Origin of the sequence: Streptomyces sp. NPDC088252 (assembly GCF_044740965.1) — a bacterium.
GTDB lineage: Bacteria > Actinomycetota > Actinomycetes > Streptomycetales > Streptomycetaceae > Streptomyces.
Genome location: NZ_JBIURS010000010.1, coordinates 241,707 through 265,493 on the forward strand (window position 1 = coordinate 241,707; position 23,787 = coordinate 265,493).

Genomic DNA, 23,787 nt, shown 5'->3' on the forward strand with positions numbered 1-23,787 from the left:
AGTCAGAACTTGTTGAGCAGCTGTCCGTACACGCCGAACACACCGACGGCGAGCGGGAAGAGCCCCACCACGCCGATGGATTCGACCAGATCGGCCATGCGCCGCAGCCGGACCTGCACATGCTCGGGCGGCTGCACCGCCAGGACGAACAGCGGCAGCACCGCGGCCACGCACAGCAGGGCGAGCGGCCCGGCACCCCCCGCGTGCTGCGTCCACAGCATGACGAGGCGCACGACCAGGATCGCGGCGGCGGCGAAGAGCGCCACGACCTCGGCGACCAACGGGAAGGCCCGCGCCCGGGAGAGCAGCACGAGAGCGACGAGCGAGGGGAGCGCCACGGTCCACACGGACGGCTTGTCCGCCAGGGTGAGCAGCCAGCCGCCGGCCGCCGCGGAGACCGCGGTGACCACCGTCGCGAGGGCCAGGCCGCGGTGAGTGGCCGCGAGCGCGTTGCCCACCTGGTGGCGGCTGACGGAAACGCCGCCGGACCGGCGGTCGTCGAGGGCGGTGAGCCCGGACGCCGCCAGTGCGAGCCGGGGAAGCAGCCCGAGGAGCACCACGGAGAAGACGGCCATGACGGCGCCGAGCCGGGCCGGATCGTCCTGGACGACGGCAACGGCCTCCCACACCACGACGATCGCGGTGGTCGCGGCGGCGCCGATGAGTCCGCCGCGGCCGAGCGGTGAGAAGTAGCCGAGCAGGACCAGCATCAGCACGATCGCGCCCGCGACGGCCGCGAGCCGTGCGGTTCCCGACCAGTCGTAGGCATCGGCGGCGGTCCACGCGGTGACGATGCCGAGGCTGCCGGACGCGAGCAGGAGCGCGGTCGCCAGGCCCCGGTTGCCCTGCCCGATCCTCGAAAAGAGCGCACCGGCCGCCAGCAGGACGACCGTCGTGGCCACGAGGGCGCCGGTCAGCGTTTCGAGCGCGAACTCACGACGGGCGAGCAGCGCGGCGACCACCGCGAAGGCCACCGACGCCACACCCGCACTGGTCCGCCGCGCGGCGGGACGCCAGCGCCAGGCCTGCAGATCGAGGTCGTCGGCCACCAGATCGGTGACGTCGTGCACGACCGGGGCGGGGGGCGCGGAGTGGGCCCGGACGAGACGCAGTACGGCACCGTCCGCGATCCCGGCCGAGGACAGTGTGCTGTCGTGCGGCAGCGCGGAGCCGTCAGACGTGATCAACTGTCGTGTCATCGGACGCGCTGCGGCCCGGTCGTCCAGCAACTGCAGAATGTCCGGCAGCAGTTGCCCGATCGGCGTATCGGACGGCAGGACGATATCGGCCCGGCGTCGTTCGCCGACCAGGGTCACCCGGCTGAGCTGCGCCCGGGAAGTCGTTGCTGTGCTCACCACTTTACGGGAACCTATCATCGCGACGTTTGAGGAGTCGGGCAGCTTGGCGTGCCCATGCTACTAGCGCCTTCTCCGGCCCCTTTGTGGAGAACTCTTTCTGAATGGGCCGGAGCTATCGAGCTATTGGGGATTCTTCGTCGATTCCCCATTTTTCTCCGGTTGTGGTGATTTCGCGGGCTGCTGGTACTGCTGCTCCTGGCGCTGCTGCTTCTGCTGCTCGGCCTTCTGCTTCTCCAACATGTTCTGGACAAAGGACCATCCGATACATCCCGCACACAGCACGGCGGCGATGGCGATCCCCGCGAACACCTTCCCGAGCCGCTCGTCCGCCGTACGCCGCGCCCGCTGCGCGCCGAACAACAGCGCGTCCCGCATCCTGCGCCGGCGTACCGCCACCGACTCCAGAAGCTGGCTGTCGTAATCCCGTGCCATTCGTCTCGTCGTCCGTTGCCTCAGTCGTACGTGGTGTCGGTCGTGGTCGTTACGTCAGCGGCCGTCGGCGCGAGGAACGGCGGCCGGGGCCGGGTCTCTCCCGTGAGTTCCGGGGAGCGGCACATTCCGCATCAGTCGCCGGGCACCGTACGGGATACCCCTAATTCACTCCTGCAACATAAGGCATGGGCGAGCAGGCAGTACAGCCCAGGTTGCGGCACGAGGGGGCACGGCGAACGCGCATTCCGTATGCGTCAGGGATCGTCCCGCGGACCGTCGGCCACGCGCTCGTACCAAGCGCACAACGACTCTGCCACGGCGTCGAGAAGACCGCTCTCCGCCGCCTGGGCGATCGTCCCGTCGGAGAACCGTTCCCCGCGCACCACGGCCGTGGCCGCGCGCACCGCGTCCGCCGGGCCCAGCCGTCCGTCGGCGGGCACGGCCGGCGGCGGGTTGTCCTGCCACAGGTACGCGGGAGTCACCGCGCCGACGGCGGACAGTGCGTGCACCAGGCGTTGGAGCCGCTCGCTGTGGAGCGGGTGGCTCATCCGCCGGGTGCCGTCGGGCCGCTGCCCGCCCTCGGACCACCGCACGGCGCGGTCCTCGTCGGTGAGCGCGGCGAGCGCTTCCCCCAACTCGTGCCACGAGTCGGCGTTCTCGCGGTCGAGCTGAGCCAGCAGACGCCGGTCGTCGGCCTCGGTGACGACGCGGGCAAGCTCCGTGAGCGCGGCCAGGGTCGGGGCCGTGGTCAGGGAGTCCGGGACGACATGGCTGACGCGCCTCGGGTCCGAGTCACGGGCCAGCTCGGCGAGCGCGGCCGTGGGAAGGAGCCCGCGCGCCTTGGCCGTGTTGAGTTTCGCGGACCATTCGAGCCCCTCGTCGAACCCGGCCCGGTCACCGGCGGGCCGCAGGCACCAACCGGCGGCGTCGTCCGCGTCGTTGGCCCACAGGTAGCCCATTGCCTCGCCGCGGACATCGGCGACGGTGAGGTGATGAACCGGCTTGTCGGTCCCGGCGCGGTAGCGCGGTGCCTCGGATTCGTACGTCATGGTCAGCTCGCGGCGGCGAGACTCCTGACCACATCGACGTTCGGCGCCTCGGTCAGGGAGCCGGGCACGACATGGCTGCTCTTCGAGGGATCCGATTCCTCGATCATCTCCGCCAGGGCGGCCGTCGGGGCGATACCCCGGGCCTTCGCGTCGTGGAGCTTCCGGGCCCACCTCGCACCCTTGTTGAACGCCTCGTCGCCGCCCGCCTTGCGGACCAGCCAACCGGCGGCGTCGTCCTCGTCGTTCGCCCATACGTAGCCGATCGTCTCGCCGTCCCTGTCCGCCACCGTCAGGTACTGGACGGGCTTGTGGGACCGGGAGCCGTAGCGCGGCGGCCCGCCGGGCGCCTCGTCGAACAACAGATCCTCGTTCAGCCGCGGATTGGGCCGCTGCTCGCTGCTCATTCGTGTACCACTCCCTTGTTCGGCGGCAGGACTTCCCCGTAGACCTGGACCTGGCCATTCTCCATAAAGACGCGGGTCACCTTGAACTCGGAACCGCGGGCCAGGAGCAGCTCGCGCTCCGACACGTCGAACTTGGAGACCTTCTCCAGCCACAGGGCGGGCGTCCCCTTCGGCACGCGGAGGTGCAGGATCGCCTCCTTGCCGGCGAAGCCGGACACCGGGTGGTTGCCGAGAGACGTGGAGGTGTAGCCCTTGTCCGGGTACGTCTTGCCCAGCATGTCGAGCGGGGAGTCCAGCTTGAGGTGGCCCAGCCCCGTACCCCGGACGACCATGATGTCGTCGGGCACGGGACGCGTCGACATGACCCTGTCCATTTCGGCGATGTCGTGCAGCACCTCCGGCTTCGGACCGAATCCCGGAGTACCGCGCAGATGACCGTTCATGTCGTGGTACGACGGGAACGTCTCACCGGTGTAGTCCCAGAGAGCCTGCTTCGCGGACGGGTCCAGGTTGTCCACGTAGTCGTTCCAATAGTCCTGACCGTACTTGATCGCCGCCGTGTCGTCGGGGAACGGGACCGTTCCCTCCGTGAGTTCGGCTGCGGCGACCCGGTGCTTCTCGGCCGTCGTGAGGTCGTCGAAGTCGTCGGCGGAGATGTGCGGGGTGTACGTGAAACCGTCGCCCGGACCGCCGTTCCCCACCCCGTCCCCACCGTGGTGGCCGGCGGCCGTCGCGTCGTCGGCGCCGTGCGTGAGGTCGTCGGCCGCGCTGTGCGGGTCGACGTGGCCGCTGTGGCCACTGTGGTCACCGGCGTGCGCCGCGTCGTCGGCGTGCGCGGCCACGTCGTCCGCGTGCCCGCCGTGCGAGGTGTCGTGGCCGCCACCGTGCGAACCGTCGTGCCCGTGCGTTCCCGGGCCGTCGTGGCCCGGGGTGTGCGGGGCGTCCGGGCTGTGCTGGGTGCCGTGGGGCAGGTCGTGGCCCGGCCCGTGCGGCCCGGTGGGCGGCAGATCGTGCCCCGGAGCCGTGTGACCGGGGATGTCGTGCCCGGCGCCGGTGGGGAAGTGGTTGGTGGGAACGTGACTGCCGACGCCGCCCGGGACGTGGTTGGCCGGGTCGAAGTGTGCCGGGGCGGGGCCGAACGATCCGTTCGGTATGTGGTTGGGTACGCCGCCCGGGACGTGGTTGGCCGGACCGTACGGCACATTGTCGAAGCCGCCGCCGGGGGTGTGCGGCGCCACGTCGGGGAAGCCGCTTCCCGCGTGGACGCCCGTCGGCACCGGCTGCTGAATCTGCCAGGACGACGGCAGGCCCGATGTATGGGGGACCGTGTCGTGCGGGATCGGGGTCGTGTCGATGACACCGTTCGGGGTGACCAAATTGCCGTTGGGTTCCAGCAAGCGCCCGTCGGGCAACTGCACCGAACCGTCGGGGAGTTTGGGGATTTCGATGTTGCTGATGCCTTTGAGGCCTTTGGTGATGTCGCCGATCTTGGAGAGGCCGGCGCCTGTGCCCTTGGCGATGTAGGTCATGGGGTCGATGACCTTGCCGGCCTTGCCCGCGACGGAGAGTGCTTTGGCGACGGCACCCGCTTTGCCGGCTCCTGCGGCGGCGCCGCCGGCGCCGCCGGTGCCGCCGGTGAAGCAATCGAGGGCCTCAAGGCTGTGGACAGGCTGTGAAACGGCTGCCGAAGCGCGGCACAGCAATGAGGTGCGGAAACACGGCACTTGACCGGATCGCGGAGGACGGGAGTCCTCCGGGCGTGACGGGGCTCCCGAGGATCTTCGGTCTCTTTTCACGCCGTGCACACGATCGTGAGGGGCGGGCCGACCACCTGCGGACCCGGTGGGTCATCAGGATCCGATGAGCGTCTTGGTCGTCGATTCGATGAATGCGGCGGCCTCGATCTCGGTGATCGGTACGTGGCCGACCTCGTTGTGCCCGAGCACGTACAACCGGAGGTATTCGATCGGCTGCCAGCGGAGGTTGCGCGTGAACGCCTCGTCATACATCCGGTCGTCGTCGACCCGGTGCCGGGGCGCTCCGCAGCACGGCCCACCGAACGGCGCCCCGGCACTCCTCTCGAGCGAGGACGGAGCCAGGCCTGTGAGCACCTTTTCCAGTTCAGCGGCGACATCGGACGGCGTCCGGACCTCAGGCGCGACATGCTCCGCGATGTCGAAGAACGGCCACGACTTTTCAACGCCGTACGCCTGCGCCCACCGAGCCGCACGGCGCAGGTATTCACGCATCAGCAGAGCACGCGAATTCGCGTGCTCATACGCTGCGGAGTCGTCGCTCCAGTTGATGGTGTGCAACCGCTCGATCACCACGCGTGGGCGGTCGCCGGTCATTTCAGGTTCAGCCCACTCACCGAGATCCGTCGCCACGTCACGCGTGAGCCGGCTCGATGTACTCGCGGACGTCGAAGAACGGCCGGCCCTCCTCGGCACCGCAGGCGTGCGCCTGATGTGGCGACGGTTCGCTGTTCACTCGTTGGCCTACGGGGCCGGAGTCAGCCCTCGCTCGCGCTCCAGTTCTTCGTCGGCCGGCTCTCTTCGTCTCGGCAGCGCTCGGCGAGCATGGTCGTACCGTCCTCGGAAAACTCCACCTCGGAGGCGAGCACACCGTTCGGATGCCATTCCCTGGACACCCCTACCGGACGCCCCTCGCGGGCCGTCGCCTCGGAACGGAGAGTGCCGTCCTCGTACCACTCGCGGCTGGGACCGTGTTGCACCCCCGCCACGTAGGAGTCCAGACTGACCACGGCATCGCCAAGACGCTCCTCGACCTCGCCGGTGAAGAGTTCCCCCCTGTACAACAGGCGCTGCCCCTGATCCATGTCGACTCCGGGGTCGTCGATGTCGACCCGGCTCGGCATCAACCGCGCTCGGCCCGCCACTCCTTCGTCAGGTTCCCCGCGTCGTCCCACTCGGTGATCTCCAACTGACGCAGTCCGTTCGCGCTCATGAACACGCGTGCGGCCGGCCTCCCGTTGGGATGCCAATCCTTGGACTCACCGACCGGGAGCCCTTCCCGCAGCACTCCATCGGACCTCAGGGTCCCATCCATGTACCACGCCTTGGAAGAGCCGTCCTCAACCCCTTCCTTGTAGGTGACGAGGCTGACCAGCGCACCCTTTTGGTATTCGACGACCTCGCCGGTGAATCGCTCTCCTCGATAGAGGACGACCTCACCTTCGTCCATTTCGAATTCCGGGTCGTCGATGTCGATTCGTGTCATGTCGAGACGCGACGCGTCAGGGGCGGGAGGCGCCGAGGACGGCCGACTGGATGAGCTCGGCCGCTTCGATGTCGCCGATCTGCGTGTAAACGGCATCGGTCTTCTTCTCGTCGGAGAGCCGGAGCAGGTCCGTAGGCTCCCAGCGCAAGTCCTGTGTGAAGACCTCGTCGCGCTGCTCTCCGGCCTTGAGCAGGCGCCGTCGCACGACGAGCCCCGAACGGTCGGCCGGCGCGTGGTAGGAGATCCGTCCCTTGGTGTCCAGGGCGTCCAGCGTGCGCCTGTCAAGTGTGAGGAAGGGCAGGTCCACGAGGTGATGGCGAAGGCCGCGGGGCTTGATGGACACACCGGTCAGGTCGAGAAATCCGGCCCCGTCCTGAAGGAACTCGCCGCCCCGCTCGTAGAAGAGGATCAGGGGCTCGTAGAGGTCGGGCAGGTCGGGCGTCGCGATGTCGCCCCGCGCGCGGAGCTCCGCAAGTCGTACGGCCGCCCCGCAGGTCTTCCGGGCGCTGTACGCGACCTTCTTGAGGCACTCGTCGAGCTCTGTGGCAAGTGCCGGTGGAAGCCGGAACTCCTTGTCGATGTATTGAGTGACGTCGAAGAAGGGCCAGTCGCCCTCGGCGCCGTATGCCTGCGCCCACAGAGCAGACCGTCGAAGGTACTCGTGCATCAGCAGGCGGCGGGACTGCGCGTGCTCGAAGGCGTGATCCCAGTCGCCGGACCAGTCGGCTGCACGCACCCTTTCCAGCAGGGCGAGCGTCGATTCATCGGTCATTTCAGGTCCAGTCCCTTCGAACGGAGCTCCTGGAAGGCAGCCTCCATCACCTCGTTGATGTTCGAGAGGTCGGGCGCCAGCTCAATCTTCGGCGCATCGAGCCCGAGCCCTTCCCACTGCGCGAACCCGCCCTTGCGCTCGCTCACCGTGAGTTCGTGAGCTCCCGCGTCCACCCAGCTCTCGGGCCAGGCCCGGTAATGGCCGTCGGGGACACCGTTCACCATGTCGACCTCCCATGACTGCGGGCGGTCGAAGACGTAGGGGAGCCCCGCTTCCATGAGGTGACTTTCCATGTATTCATGAGCAATAAGGCGCTGGAGTTTGAGCGCCTCGTCTGCGTCCAGGCTACGCTGTCCAGCTGCCTTCCAGAGATCGCCGATGTCATCGCGCGGGGTGAAAAGCCCTTCCCGGGCGACACCCTTGTCCGCGACGACCACGTGCTCGGTACGGAACAGGTGTGTCTTGACCCGTTTCAGTACGGATTCGTCGATGCCGGTGTGCCTGGAGATCTCCGGAATGTCCACCGAGTCGGGGGTGGCCCGGATCTCGTCGTAAACCTGCCCCGCGTGTGCGGTGGGCTCATCGACGTAGCGTGCGCCGTCCGGCCTGACCGCGGACAACGGTTCCGACGGTGGGTGGTCGAGGCTGTTGACGTGTTCCTCGGGCAAGCCCGGCCCGTCGCCGTGGCCGCCGGAGCCGTCCGGGACGTGGTCGCCGCCGGTGCCCGGTCCGTCGCCGTGGTTGCCAGGTCCATCATGTCCGCTGCTGCCGTGTCCGCCGGTGTCGTGGCTGCTGGGGCCGTCGCCGTGGCCGCCGGTGTGAGTGTTGGGCGGTTCGTGTCCGGCGGTGGGGCCGTGTCCGAGGTCGTCGGCGTGGCCACCGGGGAGGTGGTTGCCGACTTCGCCGTGAGGCAGGTTGTCGCCCACGTGGCCGGTGGGGAGGCTGTCGGCCGGGTTGTGGGTGCCGGGCAGGTTGTCGGCGAGGTGGGCGGGGTCGGTGAGGTCGCTGCCGACGTGGATGACGTTGTCGCCCGCGTTCGCGCCGACGTGCGCGACATTGTCCGCGGTGTGGGCGCCGACGCCGACCAGGGCCGGTTCCCTGCCCTGGGCGTCGGGGGTGGCGGGGTCCGTGGTGTTGGTGTGAGGGGTGGCGGGGTCCGTGCCGTCCGTGTGCGGGACGTTGGGGGAGCCCTCCTTGGGCGCGTCCTCGACTCTCTGGACGATGTCGCCGTGCTCGTTGAGGAGGTTGCCGTCGTGGTCGAAGTACTGGACGGGGACGTTGGTGTGGGTGGGGAGTTTGGTGGTGTTCTCGGGCAGGAGGGGGGCGTCGTCGGGGAACTTGATGTTCCCGTCGGGGAGTTTGACCCCGCCCTCGGGAATCGCCGCGCCCTCGGGGAGGTGCACGGTGCCGTCGGGGAGCTTGAAGGAGCCCTCGGGCAGGGTGATCGCGTCGTCGGGGAGTTTGGGGATTTCGATGTTGCTGATGCCTTTGAGGCCTTTGGTGATGTCGCCGATCTTGGAGAGGCCGGCGCCTGTGCCCTTGGCGATGTAGGTCATGGGGTCGATGACCTTGCCGGCCTTGCCCGCGACGGAGAGTGCTTTGGCGACGGCACCCGCTTTGCCGGCTCCTGCGGCGGCGCCGCCGGCGCCGCCGGTGAAGACGGTGGTCAGGACGTTGAAGGTGACGGCTCCGGCGGCCCGGCCGGGGTTCTTGCCCCACTCGTCCCAGGCGACCAGGGCCTTGCCGGTCTCCTTCATCGCGGTGCGTGAGTCACGCAGCCAGGAGGGGAGTTTGTCGTCGGGCAGTGCCCAGAACAGGGTCCCGGCGCCGGGGACCGCGGTGATGACGAGGCCGGTGGCGAGCTGGGCCAGTCCCTTCCAGGCCTGGCCCATGGCGTCCCAGCCACCGAACCCGACGAGGGTGCCCAGGCCCTTGATGGTGCCCCATACCCCGTCGACGATCAGTCCGTCCCAGACGAACGACTTGACCCAGTGTCCGACCTCCCAGACATGGTGCTTCTCCTCGACCGGGTCGCCCCAGGGGAGTTTGGCGTTCTTCAGGTCGTCGGCGTTGAACCCGTACTGGTCCTTGCGTTCGGATCCGTCGCCCGCGACCATCTGGACCCCGCCGGGGATCAGGGCGGTGATCTTGTTGTGGCAGGTGCGCTCCGCCGCCCAGAACGCGGCGACCGTCGCGGTGATGTCGTCGCGGAGCTGGTTGTGCTCGTCGACCTTGTCCTCGTCGTACTCCCAGTCGTCGTCGTCCTTGTTCGCGTTCACGAACTTCGTCGCGTCCGCCTTCAGCTGTTCCAGCTTCGTGACCAGCGGGCGGATCTCCGTCGCGTAGTCGGACAACGAGGAGGCGACCTTCTCCAGATCGTCCGCGAAGCCGTCGGCACGGTCCTTGACCGGTTTCGTCGACGCGAACAGCTGCTCGGCCTCGGGGGCCTTGTAGTAAGCGGACAGGCCCTGGAAATGGGTGTGGACGGACGAACCGGTGTCCCGGATGTGCCCGGCGTCGGTCTTCAGACCGGCATGGTCCTTCTCCAGCTGTTCCAGATTGCCGGTGTACTGCGGAATCGCTTCGGGCTTGATCACCTGGACTGCACCCCGGGCTTCTTCGGATCCAGATCCACCGCACCGAGTGCCTTGCGCTGCGCTTCGGCGGCCATGTCGAGATCACCGTTCAGATACGCGGTGGTCGCATCGACCGCGCCCTGCAACGACTTGCCCGCCCGCGCCGCGACGAACTTCAGATCCGGTGTCGTGTGCTCCGCGAACTGCGACAGGGCCAGTGCGACAAGACCGCCCACGGCCTTCTCACCGTTCTTGCCGCCACCACCGCCGCCACCACCGCCGCCGCCCTCGGCGGTGATCGTGCCCGCACTCGACGCCGCCGACGACAGATGATCCCCGTACGACGTCGCATACGTCTGCAACTTCGACGAGACCTCACCCGTCGTCTTCAGCACACCCGAAATACCCTGCGGCTTCAGATCCCACCCAGTCACCAGTACACCCCCGTGAACTGCCTGCCGAACCAATCGGACGTCTACCAGGAACGACTCAGCCGATGTTGTCGACCGCGGCCTTCGCGCGAGTGATCGTGTGCTGCGCCGTGCCGTCGTTCTTCTCCAGCGTCGTCTTCAGCAGCTGGATGATGTTCTTGACCTCCTGCGAGGAGCGGTTCCACCGCAGTTCCTTGCCGTGGTACTCATCCGCCACACCATCGGCCGCGAAGTCCGCCATCGCCGCCTTCACCTGCGCGTCCCGCGCGGCGATCACTTCCTCCAGACGCGCGATCACCACCTGGATGTTGCCCTGCGCATCAGCCGACGCGCCCGTGTCGTACGAACGACGGTCACCGTCACCAGCCATCAGAAACCCAACCCCCCGTGATCAACGGCCGCCGAAGCGCGCCGCATCGAAATTCGCCGCCGACATATGCTGCCGCGCGTTGTCACCCTGCTCCTGATCACCCGAACCGAACGCCTGCTCCATCCCCGACTGACCACCGAGGAGAGCCGACAGCGAACCGTTCAACGCAGCCGTGATCTCGTCCGAACGGCTCTTGAACGAATCGAAGGCCACACGCCCCGCACCGTTGAACTTCCCCTCCAACGGCGCCGCCGCCTGCACCAACTGACGAATCAACGTACCCAGATCATCACTCGACCCACGCGACTTCGACGACAGAGTCGTCAGAACCTGGGCCCCCATGTCGAACTTCATCCAGTCCCCCTGCCGAACCTGAGCAAACAAATGTGCCCCCCATCCCTATCAACTCCACTGTGCTGAAGCAATCGAGTACCTCGTGGCTGTGGACAGGCTGTGACACAGCCGTCGAAGAACAGGCGCGGGCAAGGAGGTGCGAACGTGGCGCACTTGTCACCGGTCGCGAAGCACAGGAGTTCTCCCGGCGTGACGGGGCTCCCGAGGACCTCCGGCCGCTCTTCGCTCCGTGCGCACGATCGTGAGGGGCGGGCCGACCACCTGCGGACCCGGTGGGTCATCAGGATCCGATGAGCCTCTTCGCCGTTGAAGAGCGGGGCCGGCTGGACGAAGCCGGTCGGGTCGGCTGCTCAGAGATTCACATCGACGTATTTGGCGATCTCCATCATCTGGGTCTCGTTCTCGGCGGGCACCAGATAGTCGTGCTGCCTGATCCGTGCGAGGAATTCTTCGGGGAGTTCTACTCGGTGTGTCCGGACGTAGAACCAGAGGTCTGCCCTCCAGATCCAGTCTCCGTCGGAGAAGATTGAGTCGCCGCCGAGCACGGTCTTGCCGGAGCCGAGCACGTCTTCGGAGGAGCCCATGACGCTGAAGATCCTGTGTCCTCCGAGCAGATACTCAGTGATCTGCTGGGCATCTTCGTAAGAGGCCGGCGCAAGGAAGTCCCGCACACTTCCCCTCGGAGTTCCGAACGAGGGTGCCCAGAGTTCCTGGAAGAAGTCGGCGATCTGCATGGGAGATCCTCTGCTAAGGGCCCTGGGAAGGAGCGTTCGCCGGCATCCTCCACCAAAGATCTGCGGGGTCTCGCCGGGGCCGCGGTCGGTGTTCACGCCGACCGTGTTGGTCGGGGCCGTCACGGGGACTCCGAGTTCGGATGCGCGCGCAGTATCCGCAGTGCGGTTCGGCGGGCAGAACCAGCAGATCGGCGCCCTGGTCGCCGGCACGGCGGACCAAGTCGGCGGCGGTGGCGGCGTTGGCTGCGACATCCAGTGCGGCGCAGGCCGCCTGGCCGGCCGCCACGGTGAGCGGGGCAGAGGGCAGGGCATGAAGATCAACCATGACGGGTCAAGCCACCCCGAGCACACTCGGACGGCGGCATCACGGGCATCTCCGCGCCCGTTCCCCATCCCTCGCACACATCGGATGAACCATCATCGAAGCAGACATAGTTCCACTCTGCCGAGGCCCTGCCCGCCAGAGGCCCCGGCGTACGGCCCGATTCGTCCGCCGTCCTGACCTGCCACAGGCCGGGACGGAGCGTCACGTCTCTGTCGGGGAGGCGTGAGCTGCGTCGCGCTGGCCGCCGATCAGCGGGGAAGAGGCCACGGCAGGGATTCTGCTCAGGCAAAGAAATCCTCCGCGTCAGGATCGGGTGCGCCGATCAGGAATCGGGAGAAAGCATCCGCCGCGTTTTCTCCCAAATAGTACCCGCCTGTGTGGTGGAGGTGGAAGAAGCGTTCCCTTTCGTCGACCAAGAGAATTCCATACTCGGACGACTCGTAACCAATAGGGAAAAGTTCTGTGCCCAGTCCGAATGCCAGTTCTTGGATGATTTTCGCATCGCCCTCGTACCCGAGGGTCGGTTCCATGATCCAGGCGATGTGCTGCGCCGTGGGATGGGTAAGGTGCAGCAGGCCGAACGTGTGGATGACGTGCACCGCGGCGGGTGCCGGAGTCAGGGTGAATCCTTGTCGCTGGGCGTCCTGTACCCGCACTTGAATGAGCTCGTCTGCGCGCTCCTTGATGTCGCGGCCCGGGGACCAGCCGTTTGTGATGAGCCAGTCGCGTACCTCGGGAGCCAACTGTTCAGAGGTCATTGTCCGTTCGGTTCCGTGAGCCGACGCATCACGAGTGCCTGGGACCACTCCGGACCACTCCGGACCACTCCGGAGGACTGTCCGGAGCCGCCTGGGGTCGTTCGGGCAGCTACGGGCAGGGATGCTTCTCCGCCTCCGCCTGTTCGATCAGCTCCGCGTAGGAGTCGTTCTCCCCTGGCTGCCCCGGCACGTGGCGAACGGACGCCGACCACGGAATGGGGCACGGCGGCGCGTGGTCCGGGTCCGGGCACAGCAGCCTGGCGATGCGTTCCTCGACCTCTTCGGCCTGCTGCTGAGTGGCGTAGACACCCAGCCGCACTTCCCAGATACTTGGGTTCTCAGACATCGCTCACGTCCCGGATCGGCGGAGAAGGAGGGGGAGGGAGGGGGAGAGGGAGGGAAAAAGCATAAAGGGGAAAGGTGTAGATAAAACAAAACAGGGGGCGAAACGGAATGCCCCTTGCTGAGGCTATCAGGAGCGCTTGGCGTCGCAGCCGCACTCCTCGCCGTGTGGGCCTCCGGCAGTGCCGGTCAGCGGCCCCGGCCCCGTCCCTGGGGGAACTCTCCGAGATGAACCGCGCGATGGACCACCGTGGCCAGCTCCCGCATGTCCTCGGTGAAGGCGTCCACGCGGATCCGGCGTCCGCTGCGCAGTCGTATCTCGCACGTGGAGCCCATGCCGCGGGCATCGGCGAGCGCACGGCCGTCGCCGCCGGAAGCGCTCACCAGCGCCACGTCCTCCCAGGGGATGACGATGGCACCGCCCGCCACGCGGTGGGTGAACCCCCGTTCATGGATGTCGAAGGACTGTTCCCGGGTACGGAACGCCTGCACCAGGCGCCAGATCCCCAGCCCCCACCCCACCAGGCCGACCCCGAGCAGCAGCCCCGCCAGCTTCGGAGCCCCGTGGACGGTGCCCACCGACGCGATCGCCACCGGCAGCCCGACGGCTGTGCCCGCCGCTCCGACCACCAGCCAGATGCCCGCCTGCCGCAGGCGTTTCGCGCCGTCGGTGCGGTGCTCCCGTACGAATCCGCCCAGCTGTCTGGCCACTTCTGTACGCCTCATCGGGCCCCCTCCCGGATCGTGGACATCTCCCACACTGCCCGCTGCCGGAGGATCCACTCACCCGCAGACCGCGAAGCCCGCGCGGACCGGCTCACGGGTTCGTCAGGTTACGCCGAAACCGTCATGACGGGACGTCAATCACTCTGCTTCGTAGTTGAGTTGTGGAACGCTTGCGCTCCGGCACGACAACGGCCCACGCCGCTTGGCGAGGGCCGGTCGCGCGAATGCTGTCGCATGGCTCGGACGGTGAACTCCCCGCCCTTGGCGGCGGTCACGAACGACGACCAGGCGGCCGACTCGAAGATGAGCGCGGGGCCGCCCGAGTTCTTGCTGTCACGTACGGGCACGACAGCGGGGAAGCCGTCGCCCACCTCGATGCACGCGCCGCATCATGTCTGCGCTGCACACGTTCAACCCTGCTTGCTTCCTTGATCAGTTCACCGTGTACGTCGTTCTCGGTGCAGGCCACCGTCCGACCGTCCGGCAGCCGCAGGAACATCGCATCGGTGCTCATCAGGCCGTGCGGACCGGCGCTGAACGGCAGTACGTGGAGGGTGATGCCGGGGCGGTCCGAGGCCTCGGCCAGATACTCCACCTGCTCCCGCCACGCCTGGTGTCGCACAGCCGCGACTTGGCGGCGTGGGACCACCGCAGCGAGCACCTGGACGACTTCGGCGAACTGGAGCCGGACGACCCCGAGGAGGAGGACGACCCGGCCGAAGCCGCCCGGGTCGCCTTCGGAACGAAGATCAGGGACGGGCTCCGCGGCCAGGACCCGGCCGCCTTCAGGGACGACGTCGCCACCTGGTGGCAGCGGGTCTACGAGGAGGTCGAGCTCGACGCCGTCCGACGCCGGGCACGAGGGTCACCGATGGCCGGAAGGAACCGGGCGCGAGGGTCACCGGTCCCGGTTCCGTTTTTCGGCGGCCGACCGGGCACCGATGCTGTCGCTCAGCACTCGATGATGTTCACCGCGAGCCCGCCCCGGGCCGTCTCCTTGTACTTCACGCTCATGTCCGCGCCCGTCTCCTTCATGGTCTTGATGACCTTGTCCAGGGAGACCTTGTGGCTGCCGTCGCCGCGCAGCGCCATCTTCGCCGCCGTGACGGCCTTGACCGCGGCCATGCCGTTGCGCTCGATGCACGGGATCTGGACGAGACCGCCGACCGGGTCGCAGGTCAGCCCGAGGTTGTGTTCCATGCCGATCTCGGCGGCGTTCTCGACCTGCTCGGGGGTACCGCCCAGAACCTCGGCGAGGGCGCCCGCGGCCATGGAGCAGGCGGAGCCGACCTCGCCCTGGCAGCCGACCTCGGCACCGGAGATGGAGGCGTTCTCCTTGAAGAGCATGCCGATGGCTCCGGCGGCCAGGAGGAAGCGGACGACGCCGTCCTCCTTCTCCGCCTCGGTGGCACCGCCCGCCGCGAAGTTCATGTAGTAGTGCAGCACGGCCGGGATGATGCCCGCGGCGCCGTTGGTGGGTGCGGTGACGACGCGTCCGCCCGCCGCGTTCTCCTCGTTGACCGCCATCGCGTAGAGGGTGATCCACTCCATCGCATGGGTCTGCGGATCGCCCTCGGCACGCAGCTGTCGCGCTGTGGTCGCGGCACGGCGGCGGACCTTGAGACCGCCGGGCAGGATGCCCTCGCGGGACATGCCGCGCGCGACGCAGGCCTGCATGACGTGCCAGATGTCCAGCAGCCCCGAGCGGATCTCGTTCTCGGTGCGCCAGGCCTTCTCGTTCTCCAGCATCAGCGAGGAGATGGACAGGCCGGTGTCCTTCGAGAGCCGCAGCAGTTCGTCGCCGGTGCGGAAGGGGTACTTCAGCACGGTGTCGTCGAGAACGATCCGGTCCTCGCCCACCGCGTCCTCGTCGACCACGAAGCCGCCGCCGACCGAGTAGTAGGTCTTCACCAGCAGCGTCGAGCCGTCCCGGTCGAAGGCGAAGATCGTCATGCCGTTGGCGTGGTACGGCAGGGCCTTGCGGCGGTGCAGGACGAGCTGCTCGTCGGCGTCGAAGTCGATCTCGTGCATGCCGAGCAGATTGATCCGGCCGGTGGTGCGGATCCTCTCGACCCGGTCGTCGGCGGATTCCACGTCGACGGTGCGGGGCGACTCGCCCTCCAGGCCGAGCAGGACGGCCTTGGGGGTGCCGTGGCCGTGACCGGTCGCGCCGAGGGAGCCGTACAGCTCGGCCCGTATCGAGACGGTGTGGGCGATCAGGCCCTCGTTCTTCAGCCGGCGCGCGAACATGCGGGCGGCGCGCATCGGGCCGACCGTATGGGAGCTGGACGGGCCGATGCCGATCGAGAACAGGTCGAAGACCGAGATGGCCACGGGTGACTCCTAAGGGGTTGGTAGACGCCGTTGTCTGCCGGGTGGTGCGGTACGGACCGGTCGGCCCGAAGAGCAGCGGGGACAAGGGATGGGGCACCGCGCTCACTGACCAGTGTGCGTGGTGCCCCGCCCGAAAGGTGACGAACTGTGTCCCGTATTACTCGGGACGAGCCGCGTCCCGGACTACTTCAGACCGGGGTACAGCGGGAACTTCTCGGCCAGCGCGACGACACGGGCCTTCAGGCTGTCCGCGTCGTAGGACGGCTTGAGCGCGGAGGCGATGATCTCGGCGACCTCGGTGAAGTCCTCGGCCTGGAAACCGCGGGTGGCCAGGGCGGGCGTACCGATCCGCAGACCCGAGGTGACCATCGGCGGCCGCGGGTCGTTCGGGATGGCGTTCCGGTTGACCGTGATGCCCAGCTCGTGCAGCCGGTCCTCGGCCTGCTGGCCGTCCAGCTCGGAGTTGCGCAGGTCGACGAGGACCAGGTGGACGTCCGTACCGCCGGACAGCACGGAGACACCGACCTCGGTGACGTCCGGCTGGACCAGCCGCTCGGCGAGGATGCGGGCGCCGTCCAGGGTGCGCTGCTGGCGCTCCTTGAACTCCTCGGTCGCCGCGACCTTGAACGAGACCGCCTTGGCCGCGATCACGTGCTCCAGCGGACCGCCCTGCTGGCCCGGGAAGACCGCCGAGTTGATCTTCTTGGCGAGCTCCTGCGTCGACAGGATGACGCCACCGCGCGGACCGCCGAGGGTCTTGTGCGTGGTGGTCGTGACGACGTGGGCGTGCGGCACCGGGTTGGGGTGCAGACCCGCGGCCACCAGGCCGGCGAAGTGCGCCATGTCGACCATGAGGTACGCGCCGACCTCGTCCGCGATGCGGCGGAAGGCGGCGAAGTCCAGCTGACGCGGGTACGCGGACCAACCGGCGACGATCAGCTTCGGCTTGGACTCCTTGGCCAGACGCTCGACCTCGGCCATGTCCACGACGCCGCTCTCGTCGACGTGGTACGGGACCACGTTGTAGAGCTTGCCGGAGAAGTTGATCTTCATGCCGTGCGTCAGGTGACCACCGTGGGCCAGGTTCAGGCCCATGATCGTGTCGCCCGGCTTCAGCAGCGCGAACATCGCGGCGGCGTTGGCCTGCGCACCGGAGTGCGGCTGGACGTTCGCGGCCTCGGCGCCGAACAGCGCCTTGATGCGGTCGATGGCGATCTGCTCGACGACGTCGACGTGCTCACAGCCGCCGTAGTAGCGGCGGCCGGGGTAGCCCTCGGCGTACTTGTTGGTGAGGACGGAGCCCTGGGCCTCCATGACCGCGACCGGAGCGAAATTCTCCGAGGCGATCATTTCGAGGGTGGACTGCTGACGGTGGAGCTCGGCGTCGACGGCGGCGGCGACGTCCGGGTCCAGCTCGTGGAGGGAGGAGTTGAGAAGCGACATCAGGTGGTCCCTTGGGGTCTTTAGTTGCCGGAGAACTCGGTGTACTCGTCGGCGGAGAGCAGGTCCTTCGGCTCCTCCGCCACACGTACCTTGAACAGCCAGCCGCCTTCGAAGGGAGCGGAGTTCACCAGCGACGGGTCGTCCACGACGTCCTGGTTCGCGGCGGTGACCTCACCGGTCACCGGCGAGTACAGGTCGCTCACCGACTTGGTCGACTCCAGCTCGCCGCAGGTCTCGCCCGCGGTCACCGTGTCACCGACCTCGGGGAGCTGGGCGTAGACGACATCGCCGAGCGCGTTGGCGGCGAACTCGGTGATGCCGATCGTCGCCACACCGTCCTCGACGGCCGACAGCCACTCGTGCTCCTTGCTGTAACGCAGCTGCTGGGGGTTGCTCATGACCTGAATTCTCCTGTACGCGTGGGAGTGCTGATGAACGGTGGTCTTACGGTGTGAGACGGGAATGCGTCACTTCCGAGGTGCGCGGACGTCACTTCTGACGCTTGTAGAAGGGCAGCGCCACGACTTCGTACGGCTCGTGGCTGCCCCGGATGTCCACCCCGACGCCCGTGGTGCCGGGCGTGGCGTGCGCGGCGTCCACGTACGCGATGGCGATCGGCTTGCCCAGGGTGGGCGACGGAGCGCCCGAGGTGACCTCGCCGATGATCTCGCCCCCGGCGACCACGGAAAAACCGGCGCGCGGCACCCGGCGGCCCTCGGCGATCAGCCCGACCAGCTTGCGGGGCGGGGCGGTCTCGGCGCGCTCGGCGGCGGCCGTCAGGGCCTCGCGGCCGACGAAGTCGCCCTCCTTCTCGAACTTCACGACCCGGCCGAGGCCGGCGTCGAAGGGGGTCAGCTCGGTGGTCAGCTCGTGCCCGTAGAGCGGCATGCCCGCCTCCAGGCGCAGCGTGTCGCGGCAGGAGAGCCCGCACGGGATCAGGCCGTGGGAGGCGCCGGCCTCGGTGAGGGCCTTCCACAGCTGCTCGGCGTGCTCGGGGGCGACGAACAGCTCGAAGCCGTCCTCGCCGGTGTAGCCGGTGCGGGCGATCAGCGCGGGCACACCGGCGACCGTGCCGGGCAGACCGGCGTAGTACTTCAGCCCGTCCAGGTCTGCGTCGGTGACCGAGGCCAGGATGGCGGGGGACTCCGGGCCCTGGACGGCGAGCAGTGCGTACGCGTCGCGGTCGTCGCGCACCGCGGCGTCGAAGCCGTCGGCCCGCGCGGTCAGCGCGTCCAGCACGATCTGGGCGTTCCCGGCGTTGGCGACGACCATGTACTCGTCGTCACCGAGGCGGTAGACGATCAGGTCGTCCAGGATGCCGCCGTCCTCGGCGCAGATCATGGTGTAGCGGGCGCGGCCCACGGCGACGGTGCCGATGTTGCCGACCAGCGCGAAGTTCAGGAAGGCCGCGGCCTCGGAGCCGGTGACGGTGATCTCGCCCATGTGGGACAGGTCGAAGAGACCGGCCCTGGTGCGCACCGCGTTGTGCTCGTCGCGCTCACTGGCGTACCGCAGGGGCATGTCCCAGCCCGCGAAGTCGGTCATGGTCGCGCCCAGCGAACGGTGCAGGGCATCGAGGGCGGTGAGACGGGGGGCGGTGCTCATGGATGTGACTCCCGGGGCATGACGACGAGGACAATCCCTCCCCATCTGTCATCGGAACCTGAGAGGTTCGCCGAGAGCCCCCTGAGGGGTTCGGCTTGCACCTTGGGTGGAGCCGCGGAGCGGCCCGCTTTTCAGATCTGCCTCATCCACGCGGTACGGGGCCTGAGAGATTCAAGGGAGGAACTTGCTCCTTCGGCGCCCGGCACATGCAGTGACCGGAACTCTCCCGCGCGGATTCAAGCGGCCTTTATGTAGTTGGCCGGGTCATCATCGCACGCATTCCGTTGGAGTGGGGCCCCGGTCCCCCTTCGGAATCGACGGCGTGGACGGTTGTGTCGCATTACCTTTTCTTTACACTTCAGAGGCATACGCGGGTGACCCGACAGGGGGAGGGCGATGACGTTGCAGCGGTACGCGACAACCGCGGGAGTCGCGCACGACGCGATGCCCGCACAGCCGGGGATCCCGGCCGGCGAGACGCTCGACCCACGCACGCCCGTCGTACGCGACCTGCGGGCGCGGGCCGGGCGTGGCCCGCGCAGCCTGCACTTCGCGGCGGGCGACGTGGTGGTGGTCTCCGGACTGCCCGGCAGCGGCAAATCGACGCTCATCCGGCGGACGGTGACGACGGCCCGCGCCATCGACTCCCAGGACACCCGGGACCGCTGGGCCCGGGTGATGCCCCGCTTACTCCCGTACGCCCTCTACCGCCCGCTGGTCCGCGCCGCCCACTACCGGGGACTGTGGCGGGCGCTGCGCTCCGGCGAGTCCGTCGTCGTCCACGACTGCGGAACCCAGGCGTGGGTGCGCGGCTGGCTGGCCCGTGACGCCCGGCGCCGGGGCCGCGTCCTCCATCTCGTCCTGCTCGACGTCACGCCGCAGACGGCGAAGGAGGGCCAGCGGGAGCGCGGACGGGGTGTCTCCGGATACGCGTTCGCCCGGCATCGCAGGGCGGTGGGGAAGCTGCTGCGGGGCGCCGAGAGCGGCCTGCTGCCGCCCGGCTGCGCCTCGGCGGTGCTGCTGGACCGCGAGGCGGCGGGGGCGCTGGCCCGGATCACGTTCGCCACGGCACCGAAGAGGCGGGCGGCCGGACGTTAATCTTCTGCGGGAAGGCTCGGGCAAGAAGGGGAAGCAGTGGACATTCCGGCGCAGGTCCAGTCCCATCCGCAGAGCGGATGGCCGGCCAATGAGCTCGAAGAGGTGCTGATGGCCTCGGTCGGCAGCCCGGAGGCGGGCGGACGGCTCGTCGAGGTGCTCGGGCGCAGCCAGGTCTGGGTGCCCCTGCCCAATGGCGGCGGACCCGACTCCCCGGACCTGGACCTGCCGACGCTGGAGATCGACGGCGCCGCGTTCGTTCCCGTGTTCAGCTCCGAACAGCAGTTCCTCGCCTGCGTCGGCACCCATATGTCCTTCACCGTCGCGCCCGCCCGCGACTTCGCCCGCGGCCTGCCCCCGCAGCTCGGTATCGCGGTGAATCCGGGCGGCGCCGTCGGGATGCCGCTGCCGCCGCCCGCCGTGGCCGAGCTCTGCCGCGCCGGACGCACCCCGCTGGACGGGCCGGCCAGCGGCGGCCGGGTCCGGCTGTACGAACCGTCCTGGCAGGAGGAGCCCGTCGACTTCCTCGCCGCGGCGGCCGGCGAATTCGAGGAGAGCGGCGTCGTGCTCACCGCCCGCCGGACGCTGGCCAGCATCGAGGGCGGCGAGCCCGTCCTCTTCATAGGGGTCGAGTTCTCCACCTGGGAGGGCGCCGGACGCAACGCCCCGATGGACGCCCTCGGCCGTGCGCTGGGCCGGGTCGAGGTGCCCTGGCCGGTCAACCTGGTCCTGCTCGACGTGGCACAGGACCCGGTCGGCGACTGGATACGGGAGAAGGTCCGGCCGTTCTATCGGCGCGAGACCCGGTAGCACGCCGACGGCTCCGGAGCCGCCTGCCACGTCGGTCCATGGCGTCAAGTCGGTGTCAGGACCGACGCATAAGCTGGTTTGATGGCTGGTGCCCAGACACCATGCCGCACCCGTGTGCCCCGGGGCGGCGGGCCGACACAGTGGATCGAAGAGGGGCGGGACCAGGTGAGTGCGTCAGGCACCGCAGCGGCCGGGCAGGTCGAGCACATGCTGCGCCAAGTGACGCCGGGACGCTACGACGCGTACGAGGCGCTGCTGCAGGCCCTGGTGAACGGCCGGATCTGGATGCTCCTCTGGCACGGCCAGGCGGGCTCGCCCGACGCCCAGTACGGAAACATGGAGATCGACGGTCTCGGCTACGCCCCCTGTGTGACCTCCGCCCAGGAGCTCTCGGCCAGTGGCTGGAACCGGGCCCATGAACTGGTCGGCGGGCGCGACATCGCCCGTGCCCTCTTCCCCGACCGCTGGGGCATCTGGCTCAATCCGCACGCCCCGGGCGGCGGGATCGGCATCCCCTGGCTGGATCTGCGCCGGATCGCCACCGGCCTCGACCGGATGCCCGCGGGCCCCCTCCGGCTCACCGAGCCGGCCATCGAGATCCCGCAGTTCTACGCGCTGCTCGCGCAGAACGCCCACCACACCCCCGCGATCCGCTCGCTGCGCCGCGCCTGGGTGCAGCCCGCGCTCGGCGTCCCCTATCTCGCCATCGGCCTCGACCTGTACGACACGAGCCAGACCTCGGTCGACGCGGTGCGCGCGATGATGCAGCAGTCGATCGGCGCGGTCCCGGACGGGCTGCCCGTCTCCACCGTCGCGATGTCCGACGAGTACGACCCGGTCGCGATGTGGCTGCGCGCCAACGCCCGTCCGTTCTACGACCGCGAGGCCCATGCCCCGGCGGCCCCGGTGGCGGGCTACGGCTATCCGCCGCCGCAGGGCGCGTACTGAGCGCGGGCCGTCGCAGTCGCGCGTACCGGTAGGGGTGCGCGGCCGGCCGTACCCGGTGTCCGTGGCGCACCGGCCGTTCCCGGCGCTGGTGCTTGTCGGCGCACCGTGCGTTCCCGGCGTCCGTAGGCGCGTCGGCCGTTCCCGGTGCCCGTGGATGCGGACCAGGGTTCCGGGCGTCCGGAAGTTCCGGGCACCCGTGGATGCCCCCGAAGGCGCCGAGCGCCCGTGATGCGACCGCGTGAGCCCGGTGTGCCCGGAATGCAGGTGTACGTTCCTGATTCCCGGGACATACCCATAGAGGTTCAACTCCCGAAATGCGGGTGCGTGTTCACGGCTTCCCGGTGCATCTCGCTCTCCATGTCCGGGATTTCCGCGCTGGGGACGTCTGGTGGTGAAAGCGGTGCGAATCTGCGTGCGTGCCCCTCTTCCGCCTCAACTGGCCCGTGTTCGAGGGGCGTTCACATCCGTCCGGATAACGGAACACCCCTGACCGCATCACGGTTAGGCATCCATTCGCCTGACGCTATGGCTACCTGTCGCGGCGGCAATGAAGACTCCCGCAGCAAGGGCGTCTTGCCGCCTCTGCGTACGACTGACTGATCGCGCCGCCACAGCGGCCAGTTCGGCCCGGCCACCGCCGGTTGAGAGGGGTCCTTGCCACGATGACGGCACCACTGCACGAGCCGACCACGGAAGCGGACCCGATCGCGACCGGCGGTCCCGCAGTCGACTCCGGGACGAAGAAGGTCGAGGGGCGCTCCCTCAAGCAGATTGCCTGGAACCGCCTCAAGCAGGACAAGGTTGCGCTGTCGGGTGGCATCGTTGTCCTCGTCCTGATTGTTGTGGCCGTCTTCGCGCCCCTGATCGTGGGCCTGTTGGGGCACCCGCCGAACGACTTCCATCAGGAGATGCTGGACCCGCTGACGAACCTGCCCAAGGACGGGCTCGGCGGCATGAGCGGCGACTTCCTCTTCGGTGTCGAGCCCAACAAGGGGCGCGACGTCTTCAGCCGCATCGTCTATGGCGCCCGGATCTCGATGATGGTGGCGTTCCTGGCGGCCCTGGTCGCCGTGGCGCTCGGCACATTCTTCGGCATCGTCGCCGGCTACTTCGGTGGCTGGGTGGACGCTCTGATCAGCCGGGTGATGGACGTGTTGCTGTCCTTCCCGCAGCTGCTGTTCATCATCTCCCTCGTCTCGGTCCTCCCCGACGATCTGCTGGGGCTCACCGGCACCGGGGTGCGCGTCGCCGTACTGGTCGCCGTCATCGGCTTCTTCGGATGGCCCTATGTGGGACGCATCGTCAGGGGGCAGACACTTTCGCTGCGTGAACGCGAATACGTGGAGGCGGCGCGCAGCCTCGGTGGCGGGAGAGTGCACATCCTCTTCCGTGAACTGCTACCGAACCTGGTGGCGCCGATCACCGTCTACGCGACGCTCATGATCCCCACGAACATCCTCACCGAAGCGGCCCTCAGCTTCCTCGGTGCCGGTGTGCGGCCGCCCACCGCCTCCTGGGGCGGAATGCTGCGGGACGCCCTGGAGACGTACGAGCACGACCCGATGTTCATGGTTTTCCCCGGTGTGACGATCTTCATCACCGTGTTGGCCTTCAACCTCTTCGGGGACGGGCTGCGCGACGCCCTGGATCCCAAGGGGACCCGATAGTCCACGACTTGCCC

Annotated in this window: 26 protein-coding genes, 1 pseudogene and 1 riboswitch; of the genes and pseudogenes, 4 read left to right on the top strand and 23 right to left on the bottom strand. The window is 68.5% G+C overall.

Annotated elements, in window-relative coordinates; translation table 11 throughout:
- Window positions 1-2: 2 nt before the first annotated feature.
- From eccD to gcvT, 23 genes and pseudogenes are all read right to left on the bottom strand, one after another.
- Window positions 3-1,376, bottom strand: a complete 1,374-nt coding sequence (gene eccD / locus ACIOHC_RS22370; protein ID WP_401843666.1) for a type VII secretion integral membrane protein EccD — start codon at window positions 1,374-1,376, stop codon at window positions 3-5.
- Between the two features lie 102 nt (window positions 1,377-1,478).
- Entirely contained in the window at window positions 1,479-1,790 is a 312-nt protein-coding gene (locus tag ACIOHC_RS22375) for a hypothetical protein (protein ID WP_351074646.1), read from the bottom strand.
- A gap of 254 nt (window positions 1,791-2,044) precedes the next feature.
- On the bottom strand, window positions 2,045-2,839 hold the full coding sequence (locus tag ACIOHC_RS22380; protein WP_351074644.1) for a DUF6508 domain-containing protein: 795 nt from the start codon (window positions 2,837-2,839) through the stop codon (window positions 2,045-2,047).
- Window positions 2,840-2,841: 2 nt separating this feature from the next.
- Window positions 2,842-3,243: a hypothetical protein gene (locus ACIOHC_RS22385; protein WP_351074643.1), complete on the bottom strand. Its 402-nt coding sequence runs from the start codon at window positions 3,241-3,243 to the stop codon at window positions 2,842-2,844.
- Entirely contained in the window at window positions 3,240-4,967 is a 1,728-nt protein-coding gene (locus ACIOHC_RS22390) for an ADP-ribosyltransferase (RefSeq protein WP_365690995.1), read from the bottom strand. Before ACIOHC_RS22390 ends, ACIOHC_RS22385 begins: the two co-directional genes overlap by 4 nt.
- Window positions 4,968-5,093: 126 nt before the next feature.
- The gene (locus ACIOHC_RS22395) at window positions 5,094-5,630 is read right to left on the bottom strand and encodes a hypothetical protein (protein ID WP_351074640.1); all 537 of its coding nucleotides are present in this window, start codon (window positions 5,628-5,630) and stop codon (window positions 5,094-5,096) included.
- Window positions 5,631-5,755: 125 nt separating this feature from the next.
- Complete coding sequence (locus ACIOHC_RS22400) at window positions 5,756-6,082, bottom strand: hypothetical protein (RefSeq protein ID WP_351074639.1); 327 nt, start codon at window positions 6,080-6,082, stop codon at window positions 5,756-5,758.
- A 38-nt stretch (window positions 6,083-6,120) separates the two neighbouring features.
- On the bottom strand, window positions 6,121-6,483 hold the full coding sequence (locus ACIOHC_RS22405; protein ID WP_351074638.1) for a hypothetical protein: 363 nt from the start codon (window positions 6,481-6,483) through the stop codon (window positions 6,121-6,123).
- Window positions 6,484-6,499: 16 nt separating this feature from the next.
- Window positions 6,500-7,255: a hypothetical protein gene (locus tag ACIOHC_RS22410; RefSeq protein ID WP_351074636.1), complete on the bottom strand. Its 756-nt coding sequence runs from the start codon at window positions 7,253-7,255 to the stop codon at window positions 6,500-6,502.
- On the bottom strand, window positions 7,252-9,852 hold the full coding sequence (locus ACIOHC_RS22415) for a hypothetical protein (protein WP_401843671.1): 2,601 nt from the start codon (window positions 9,850-9,852) through the stop codon (window positions 7,252-7,254). The genes ACIOHC_RS22410 and ACIOHC_RS22415 overlap by 4 nt, the downstream gene beginning before the upstream one ends.
- Window positions 9,849-10,226, bottom strand: coding sequence for a DUF6507 family protein (locus ACIOHC_RS22420; RefSeq protein ID WP_351074634.1), 378 nt, complete (start codon window positions 10,224-10,226; stop codon window positions 9,849-9,851). Before ACIOHC_RS22420 ends, ACIOHC_RS22415 begins: the two co-directional genes overlap by 4 nt.
- Window positions 10,227-10,320: 94 nt before the next feature.
- Window positions 10,321-10,632, bottom strand: coding sequence for a pore-forming ESAT-6 family protein (locus ACIOHC_RS22425; protein WP_351074632.1), 312 nt, complete (start codon window positions 10,630-10,632; stop codon window positions 10,321-10,323).
- A gap of 21 nt (window positions 10,633-10,653) precedes the next feature.
- On the bottom strand, window positions 10,654-10,986 hold the full coding sequence (locus ACIOHC_RS22430) for a hypothetical protein (protein WP_401843676.1): 333 nt from the start codon (window positions 10,984-10,986) through the stop codon (window positions 10,654-10,656).
- 350 nt (window positions 10,987-11,336) lie between these two features.
- Window positions 11,337-11,720, bottom strand: a complete 384-nt coding sequence (locus ACIOHC_RS22435) for a hypothetical protein (RefSeq protein ID WP_401843678.1) — start codon at window positions 11,718-11,720, stop codon at window positions 11,337-11,339.
- A 606-nt stretch (window positions 11,721-12,326) separates the two neighbouring features.
- Window positions 12,327-12,803 carry an SUKH-3 domain-containing protein gene (locus tag ACIOHC_RS22440; RefSeq protein ID WP_351074625.1) on the bottom strand — a complete coding sequence of 159 codons (477 nt, stop codon included), beginning with the start codon at window positions 12,801-12,803 and terminating at the stop codon, window positions 12,327-12,329.
- 109 nt (window positions 12,804-12,912) lie between these two features.
- Window positions 12,913-13,149 (bottom strand): hypothetical protein, encoded by a 237-nt coding sequence (locus tag ACIOHC_RS22445; RefSeq protein ID WP_389636693.1) that lies wholly within the window; start codon window positions 13,147-13,149, stop codon window positions 12,913-12,915.
- Between the two features lie 185 nt (window positions 13,150-13,334).
- Window positions 13,335-13,871 (bottom strand): hypothetical protein, encoded by a 537-nt coding sequence (locus ACIOHC_RS22450; protein ID WP_351074622.1) that lies wholly within the window; start codon window positions 13,869-13,871, stop codon window positions 13,335-13,337.
- A 134-nt stretch (window positions 13,872-14,005) separates the two neighbouring features.
- Entirely contained in the window at window positions 14,006-14,242 is a 237-nt protein-coding gene (locus ACIOHC_RS22455) for a DUF397 domain-containing protein (RefSeq protein WP_401843682.1), read from the bottom strand.
- An 8-nt stretch (window positions 14,243-14,250) separates the two neighbouring features.
- Window positions 14,251-14,481 (bottom strand): annotated as a pseudogene (locus tag ACIOHC_RS22460) (Scr1 family TA system antitoxin-like transcriptional regulator); the annotation flags it as partial.
- 341 nt (window positions 14,482-14,822) lie between these two features.
- Window positions 14,823-16,205: an L-serine ammonia-lyase gene (locus ACIOHC_RS22465; RefSeq protein ID WP_401843685.1), complete on the bottom strand. Its 1,383-nt coding sequence runs from the start codon at window positions 16,203-16,205 to the stop codon at window positions 14,823-14,825.
- A 183-nt stretch (window positions 16,206-16,388) separates the two neighbouring features.
- The gene (glyA, locus tag ACIOHC_RS22470) at window positions 16,389-17,648 is read right to left on the bottom strand and encodes a serine hydroxymethyltransferase (RefSeq protein WP_351074616.1); all 1,260 of its coding nucleotides are present in this window, start codon (window positions 17,646-17,648) and stop codon (window positions 16,389-16,391) included.
- A gap of 20 nt (window positions 17,649-17,668) precedes the next feature.
- Entirely contained in the window at window positions 17,669-18,046 is a 378-nt protein-coding gene (gene gcvH, locus ACIOHC_RS22475; RefSeq protein WP_266748730.1) for a glycine cleavage system protein GcvH, read from the bottom strand.
- A gap of 91 nt (window positions 18,047-18,137) precedes the next feature.
- Window positions 18,138-19,253, bottom strand: a complete 1,116-nt coding sequence (gene gcvT / locus ACIOHC_RS22480; RefSeq protein WP_401843688.1) for a glycine cleavage system aminomethyltransferase GcvT — start codon at window positions 19,251-19,253, stop codon at window positions 18,138-18,140.
- Window positions 19,254-19,394: 141 nt separating this feature from the next.
- Window positions 19,395-19,492: riboswitch (glycine riboswitch) on the bottom strand.
- A gap of 157 nt (window positions 19,493-19,649) precedes the next feature.
- On the opposite strand from gcvT, the gene ACIOHC_RS22485 reads away from it, so the two are divergent.
- The 4 genes from ACIOHC_RS22485 to ACIOHC_RS22500 all read left to right on the top strand — a co-directional run bounded on the left by ACIOHC_RS22485 (window position 19,650) and on the right by ACIOHC_RS22500 (window position 23,773).
- On the top strand, window positions 19,650-20,351 hold the full coding sequence (locus ACIOHC_RS22485; RefSeq protein ID WP_401843691.1) for an AAA family ATPase: 702 nt from the start codon (window positions 19,650-19,652) through the stop codon (window positions 20,349-20,351).
- Window positions 20,352-20,387: 36 nt separating this feature from the next.
- Window positions 20,388-21,158, top strand: coding sequence for an enhanced serine sensitivity protein SseB (locus ACIOHC_RS22490; RefSeq protein ID WP_351074611.1), 771 nt, complete (start codon window positions 20,388-20,390; stop codon window positions 21,156-21,158).
- Between the two features lie 165 nt (window positions 21,159-21,323).
- Window positions 21,324-22,106 (top strand): enhanced serine sensitivity protein SseB C-terminal domain-containing protein, encoded by a 783-nt coding sequence (locus ACIOHC_RS22495; RefSeq protein ID WP_365690987.1) that lies wholly within the window; start codon window positions 21,324-21,326, stop codon window positions 22,104-22,106.
- Window positions 22,107-22,768: 662 nt separating this feature from the next.
- On the top strand, window positions 22,769-23,773 hold the full coding sequence (locus ACIOHC_RS22500; RefSeq protein ID WP_365690986.1) for an ABC transporter permease: 1,005 nt from the start codon (window positions 22,769-22,771) through the stop codon (window positions 23,771-23,773).
- The last annotated feature ends 14 nt before the right edge of the window (window positions 23,774-23,787 follow it).